The sequence below is a fragment of the Enterobacter cloacae complex sp. BZL2005 genome (assembly GCF_049238885.1).
Lineage (GTDB): Bacteria > Pseudomonadota > Gammaproteobacteria > Enterobacterales > Enterobacteriaceae > Enterobacter > Enterobacter roggenkampii.
In genome coordinates this window covers 1-5,659 of sequence record NZ_JBMKGI010000033.1, presented here as the reverse complement: position 1 = coordinate 5,659, position 5,659 = coordinate 1, and the positions used below count along the sequence as shown (strand labels likewise).

Below are 5,659 nucleotides of genomic sequence, written 5' to 3'. Positions count from 1 at the left end.
GAAACCCGGAGGGGTTCGGCGGAGCCCGGCGGATGCGCAGCGGCCGCCCTGGCGGAGTGGGGCTCGACGACCGGACAGCAGCGCTGGCCGGGAGCCGAAGGGGGCCATCGCCCTGCCCTGTTTTCGGGTTATGGCCACGGAGCTGCAGCTGAGGAAGTTAACCAGCAGGACGACGGATATGACGCCCGTGATGAAGAACACAGGGAAAACCAGGCTGAAGCCAGATACAGGCAGGTAACTAATGGCGCGCTGACTTCAGCAAAATCAGGCAGGAGAGAGGGCAAGGCGGAGGGAGCAGAGGGGCAGCGCCGAAGGCGCGTCCCCCTTCCCCCGTTCCCCGCAGGGGAACAGACCTTCCGGGTTGTTCATGCATGCGACTGCACCCTTCGGGATGGAAAAAGGGGCTACCGGCGAACCGGCAACCCCTTCATAAAGGCGCTTCAGGCATGTCCACACAGTCTCAGCCCCTGAATGGCGGGGGGGGTCCCCCCGCCGGGGTTAGCTACTTAGCGGATTCGTAAGCCATAAAAGCTGCCACCTCCCTGTTCGTGTCCCTGTATCGGATTTCGCAGAGCGATTTCCGTGTCAGGTAAGTGAATATCAGCAGTGTGAGACACACTATTAATACGCACCAGAGCAGGGTATTTCGTGGTAGTTTCATGGCCTTCTTCTCCTTGCCTTGCGGCATCTAAGAGGCTATCCTGATGTTGTCTAGGCATACAGGTGGCCTCGTGGGTTAATGAAAATTAACTACGGGGCTTTCTGCTTTCTGCCACACAACACGGCAACAAACCACCTTCACGTCATGAGGCAAAAAGCCTCAAGCGCCACGTCGATTATACCGGGCAGGTGCTCTTTCTTACCAGGTATATCCACGCTTTATGCTGCTTAACGCCTGAAATATCTCAGGTATCCCCATCCCGCGATCACTACGCCCGTGACCAGCGCAAGATTGGGCAAAATGACGTCAAATGCACTTACAAATTCGGCATCAGAATTACCCTGCCCCCAGAATGCCAGCTTGTACCCGACGCCCCAGACAAAGAAGATGATCCCGGCACTCAGAACTCCGTATTTCATTACGCCGAGCAGGATTTCATTTAACCAGCCAGGCGGATCACGCCATGTGATGACCAGAGCTATTAGTGTGCAGATGATCTGGCCTGCATAATAACCAGGCGTACCATGCCATTCTGGCGCAGCATGCTTAACGATTAAATAGAACAGCACGTTCAGGAAGATAACGAGCAACCAGTACCTCATAATTCTGCTTTCCTTATATGTTTTGTCTGAGCAGTCAGACAACATTGTATCTGATTCATCGGGCGGACTTGCCATTGAAATATGCCTGACTTGCAGCCAGCTCACGCTCGATTAACTCATCGGCAAACAAAGGGGCAACACGATTAATCCGTGCCTGCATATTGCGCCTTCTCACTGCGGCTTTCCGTTCATCGCTCCAGCGCTGGATCTGTTTCTGACCGAGAAAATCCACGCAAACAGCGTAACCTGAGCCAGCAACCCAGCGTGCCATCACCTCCTCAGGTGCCGCCTGCCCTGCCTCCACGACAACTGAAACCAGCTCCAGTAGACCTGGGCAGGGCTTGTGCGGCAATTTCCAGCGCAGGGAATAGCGCCACTTCATACACCGCTCCGGTCAGCCAGCTTATTTGGCACCTGCCAGCGTTCAGCGACACGAACATGCTCAGGTGTTTCTCGGACAATAAACGGGATTTCATACATCACTGTATACAGCGGCTCACCGCTGATGCGAAGCCAGTCAAGTTCCTTCAGCGACGCGAACCGCGACTGCCAGCGCCAGAACGGTCCGGCAAGCTCTGCCGCGTCAAACTCGTCGCTCCACCGGGTGTACCAGGTGCAGACGGTTTCCGGAGACTGAAAATTCAGGTCAATTTTCGCCTGCTCCAGCAGGTTCTGGCGCAGTTTCCAGTGCTGTTCGTACTCACGGGACTGGCGGCGCAGCTGGCGCGTGGTCTTAATGCCGGACCGGTGCAGCCGTCGACCCGTGCGGGTGTGCATGACCTCAGGAAACAGTTCGGCCTGTACGTCAATCGTGAGCGGCAGCGGGCAGGCTTCGCCACTGGTGGCGATCATCGTGTTAAGCGCCTCCTCGACCTGTTTCAGGTTCGAATGACGGTTATTTGGCACCCAGTGCAGGCCAGGTATTTTACTGGCCACCGTGGCGTTGAGGCGTCCGCTGCCCGTGAGAAGACGCAGAAAGGTACGCACATACGGCATGGCGGGCAGTCGTGCGCCGCGTTCGCGGGCAGACTCAACATGGCTGATAGCCTGTATTGCAGCCTGACGGGCGGGCTTCAGGGAAACGAGCGCGTGTGAGGATGGGATCATGCTGTCACATCCCCGCTCATCAGGTTCGCCACGGTGCGGGCAGTGCAGTTAAAGCGGCGCATACCTGCCAGCTGCGCGATCAGCTGGCTTATCCGGTCAGGCTGTAGCGTGTCACTCTGGTAAAGGGTACGCACCACTTCCCCGCCGGAGGAGAGCAGTACCAGAAGCCAGTAAGGCGAGACTTCGCCGGGGCTGCACACGCACAGATGCCAGTCATCGCTGCCGTCCGCGCTGAAGCGGCACTGGACGGGGAAGAAGCCGCCGAACTCGCTGCGGTATTCGGCGCAGACGCGCCATCCTTCTGGTGTCGACAGGAGGCCGGTCACGGTATCGCTGAGGGCGCGGCGCGCGTCCTCGCCCTGCTGACGGATAAACTCCAGGTCGGAGGCGGTCAGTTTGTTGATTTGGTTCAGGTCATATTGCATAGTCATGTCTGTTCCCGCCGCCCGAAGGCGGCGGCCTCCGGTATTAAGCAGCGTGGTCAGTGGTGTGAGCGTCGGTTTCGGTGGCTTCTTCAGCCTCAGCGGTTGGTGATGTGCGCACCATCCAGTCAGGCAGCCAGCCCTGAGCATTCAGATCCTGCTCGGCGGCCTTCGCCGCATCGCGGCGCTTGAGCTTCACAATCTCTCCGGCGCGGGCACTGAGTCCGGCTTCTTCGTAGGCTTTGCCAATCTGGGCGATGGTGAGCTTGCCGAAGTAGCTCTCAGCATCCGGCTGCCACCATTTGCGCAGGTCAAAGTCCAGCGCCGCTTCCAGCCCGTCCAGTTCGCTTTTCTGCGTATGGTTGTACATACGTTCCTGAATACCGTTGATACCGTGCGCGGCACAGAATCCCAGCAGGGTGTTCACCTGCTCCGCTGACCATGAAAGCAGCCACGTGAAATCGAGATGCCAGTTTTCGGGCAGCGTTGCCTGAAGCGCCTCTTTCTGCGCTTTGAGCGCCGTCAGCGCCTTCCCTTCTTCACCGGATGGAGCCAGTGATGCAAGGTGATACTGATTCGAGGACACGGAGGCTTTCAGCGGTTCGCTGCGTTTACCGTAGCTGCGGTCAAACATACTGAGGCACAGTGTCCACGTCAGCAGCGCCACCGATACGTCGGGACGACCCGCCAGTTCGGCCTGAACGGCGAGAGTCCGTTCGGCTGACATAGCTTTTACCAGCGTTGCCGGATAGGCGTCGGCGGGAATTTCAGGCGTGGTGTGTCTGATCACATTGCTTTCACGTTCCTGACGCGCCTGTTCTTCAGCTACCCGGTCTTCGTCGGTCAGCTTGCGGATACCAGGCTGAACCTGAAAATTGCTACCGTCCCATGACACCCAGATTCCGTGCGCGGCGCGAAATTCCGGCGTGGCTTCGCGGTACTGCGCCTCGCAGTAAATGTCATCGATATCCTGCTGAAGCTCGTATTCGTAATCGTAGCTTTCAGTGGCATCCCTTTGTTCTTCCAGCTCACTGACGCGCTTCTGTTCTTCTTCCGTCAGGACAGCTTTCGGCATCGCAAAACGGTACTGTTCACCGTCCTCACCGCTGGCACGCAGTTCCGTCATACGGAACTCAGCCCAGCCCCAGCCCTGCTCCTGCTTAACGCGAGCGGCGAGCACGGTGAGCTTGCCAGCCAGCAGAGATTTCACCAGCGCCGCATCGGCAAAGGTGCTGTCCCTGTCGCTGAACAGGTCGGCGGTCAGCGTACCGCCAGCGGCGGTATAGGCTTCCTCACCCACATACTCAAACATAGGGTGACTGATGGCCATCTTGTCGTCGGTCACCATTTTGCGCAGAGTCTGTACGGCAGGATCGCGCCACTGTTCAACAGCCTCTTTCCAGACCTGCTCCTGACGCTCATGAGTATCAGCAAGTGTCAGGACTTCACACTGTTCAAGGGAGATTTCATCCCGCGCCAGCGCATCCAGCAGGGAGGGGGCAAGATTCGCCAGCTTCAGGCAGCGCTGAACGTGGCGCGGGTGATAGCCCATCAGTGCGCCGATCTGAGAGGACGTTTTACCTTCCTGCTGAAGGGTACGAAAACCGATAATCTGCTCGGCGGGATGCATGTTTTTACGTCGACCGTTCTCGATCATCGAGGCCGCCACAGCCATCTCAACGGGCAGGACTTTCACCGGAACAAACGGCGTGTCTGCATCGAGCACACCGCGCATCACCAGAATGCCTGTGCCTCTGCGGCGACCTTCCCCGCCGACAATGCCGATCGTACCGTCCGGCAGTTCTGCACCGATCAGGTTCTGGAGGATGCCCATTGCCTGAATGCTGTCTGCCATCTCTTCCACTTCCTGATCGGTATGCGGAATGATGCGCGTGTTTAAGTCAGTGTGTGACAGGCGGGAGTACGGGAAGATTTGCACGGGCGTATCAGCGAGCAGCCGGACGAGCTTCTGCTCGGTAGTCTGCGCGATTTTCTCCGCTGTCTTTTTCGCAGAGGTGGATTTCGCAGTTTTTTTTGCCGTAGTATTGGTGGCGGCCATGATTTTTACTCCTGTGTTTAAGTGATGGTCCGCCGTGGCCGGAGTGCGATCCGGTCACGGCACCCGGTTAACCGGTAATACGTTTCGGGTGTGCAGCCAGTGCTGCAAAGGACGGATAGCCGTCGAGTACCTGCATCATGACTTTTGCCCCTTCCAGCATCGCTTTATCCGTTTCGCTGGCGCAGTTTTCACACACGTTGATCGTTGCAAGAATCCCCGATTTCACATCTGAAAAACGCTCATACATGCGGTTGCTGAACAGGACGCGTTTGCCTCCTGCCATCACCTGCCAGTTGTTGCAGTCGTTAAAGCGGGTGTCCACGTTGTCAAACTCGACCACGTGGGTGTCGCTGGCCTGAATGCGCAGCAGCTTCACGATTTCGGTGCTCTGCCCGACCTTACGGGTCGCCGGACGGGTGTTAAGGTTCTGCATGTTTCCTCCTTCTCTGGGTTAAGGCCGGACATCCGGCCTCCGGTTAAAGCTGCACGTATTGCAGGTTGCGTTTCAGTTCAATAAGAAAATCCGGTTCAAACGACCAGGCGTGCCAGTTAAGCGTTCCGTTGGTGCGGATCTCCACCTGAACGTCGCCGTATCGGGACACATCGCGGTGACCCCCGCTTTCAGCGAGGTGGCCTGAGCCACCCACTCCCGTGCGACAGAAATAGGGTTTTGTTCTTCCCCCATCTTCCTGGAAGATTCCTGAGCGGCGGTTTTGACGTTGACGTTTCGTGTGTGCATCCTGGTTTCTCCTGTGGTGATGGTTGTCCATCTCCCTGGTGAGTTCTCTCGCGGCAAAGGGCAAAGGAG

General features: G+C 57.5%; 7 protein-coding genes and 2 pseudogenes. All 9 read right to left on the bottom strand.

From position 1 onward, the window contains the following. Positions 1–502: 502 nt before the first annotated feature. The 9 genes and pseudogenes from ACOTXI_RS24005 to ACOTXI_RS23965 all read right to left on the bottom strand — a co-directional run bounded on the left by ACOTXI_RS24005 (position 503) and on the right by ACOTXI_RS23965 (position 5,590). Positions 503–622, bottom strand: coding sequence for a type I toxin-antitoxin system Hok family toxin (locus tag ACOTXI_RS24005; RefSeq protein ID WP_223156217.1), 120 nt, complete (start codon positions 620–622; stop codon positions 503–505). After that, positions 570–719 (bottom strand): annotated as a pseudogene (locus tag ACOTXI_RS24000) (DUF5431 family protein); the annotation flags it as partial. The pseudogene ACOTXI_RS24000 and the gene ACOTXI_RS24005, both read right to left, overlap by 53 nt. Positions 720–888: 169 nt before the next feature. Continuing rightward, positions 889–1,263 (bottom strand): hypothetical protein, encoded by a 375-nt coding sequence (locus ACOTXI_RS23995; protein WP_023327673.1) that lies wholly within the window; start codon positions 1,261–1,263, stop codon positions 889–891. Between the two features lie 55 nt (positions 1,264–1,318). Then, on the bottom strand, positions 1,319–1,645 hold the full coding sequence (locus ACOTXI_RS23990) for a hypothetical protein (protein ID WP_023327674.1): 327 nt from the start codon (positions 1,643–1,645) through the stop codon (positions 1,319–1,321). Beyond that, complete coding sequence (locus tag ACOTXI_RS23985; RefSeq protein WP_033147101.1) at positions 1,642–2,370, bottom strand: plasmid SOS inhibition protein A; 729 nt, start codon at positions 2,368–2,370, stop codon at positions 1,642–1,644. Before ACOTXI_RS23985 ends, ACOTXI_RS23990 begins: the two co-directional genes overlap by 4 nt. Then, a complete protein-coding gene (gene psiB, locus ACOTXI_RS23980) occupies positions 2,367–2,801 on the bottom strand; it encodes a conjugation system SOS inhibitor PsiB (RefSeq protein WP_023327676.1) in 435 nt (144 codons plus the stop codon). Before psiB ends, ACOTXI_RS23985 begins: the two co-directional genes overlap by 4 nt. 37 nt (positions 2,802–2,838) lie before the next feature. After that, positions 2,839–4,851, bottom strand: a complete 2,013-nt coding sequence (locus ACOTXI_RS23975; RefSeq protein WP_033147102.1) for a ParB N-terminal domain-containing protein — start codon at positions 4,849–4,851, stop codon at positions 2,839–2,841. Positions 4,852–4,918: 67 nt separating this feature from the next. After that, positions 4,919–5,284 (bottom strand): hypothetical protein, encoded by a 366-nt coding sequence (locus ACOTXI_RS23970; RefSeq protein ID WP_023327678.1) that lies wholly within the window; start codon positions 5,282–5,284, stop codon positions 4,919–4,921. Positions 5,285–5,327: 43 nt separating this feature from the next. Beyond that, a pseudogene (locus tag ACOTXI_RS23965) lies at positions 5,328–5,590 on the bottom strand (hypothetical protein). Between the last annotated feature and the right edge of the window lie 69 nt (positions 5,591–5,659).

What these genes read in the sequence shown, in the direction of transcription:
- ACOTXI_RS23995 (WP_023327673.1), bottom strand. Translation starts at nt 1,263, where the DNA reads ATGAGGTACTGGTTGCTCGTTATCTTCCTGAACGTGCTGTTCTATTTA.
- ACOTXI_RS23990 (WP_023327674.1), bottom strand. Translation starts at nt 1,645, where the DNA reads ATGAAGTGGCGCTATTCCCTGCGCTGGAAATTGCCGCACAAGCCCTGC.
- ACOTXI_RS23985 (WP_033147101.1), bottom strand. Translation starts at nt 2,370, where the DNA reads ATGATCCCATCCTCACACGCGCTCGTTTCCCTGAAGCCCGCCCGTCAG.
- psiB (WP_023327676.1), bottom strand. Translation starts at nt 2,801, where the DNA reads ATGACTATGCAATATGACCTGAACCAAATCAACAAACTGACCGCCTCC.
- ACOTXI_RS23975 (WP_033147102.1), bottom strand. Translation starts at nt 4,851, where the DNA reads ATGGCCGCCACCAATACTACGGCAAAAAAAACTGCGAAATCCACCTCT.
- ACOTXI_RS23970 (WP_023327678.1), bottom strand. Translation starts at nt 5,284, where the DNA reads ATGCAGAACCTTAACACCCGTCCGGCGACCCGTAAGGTCGGGCAGAGC.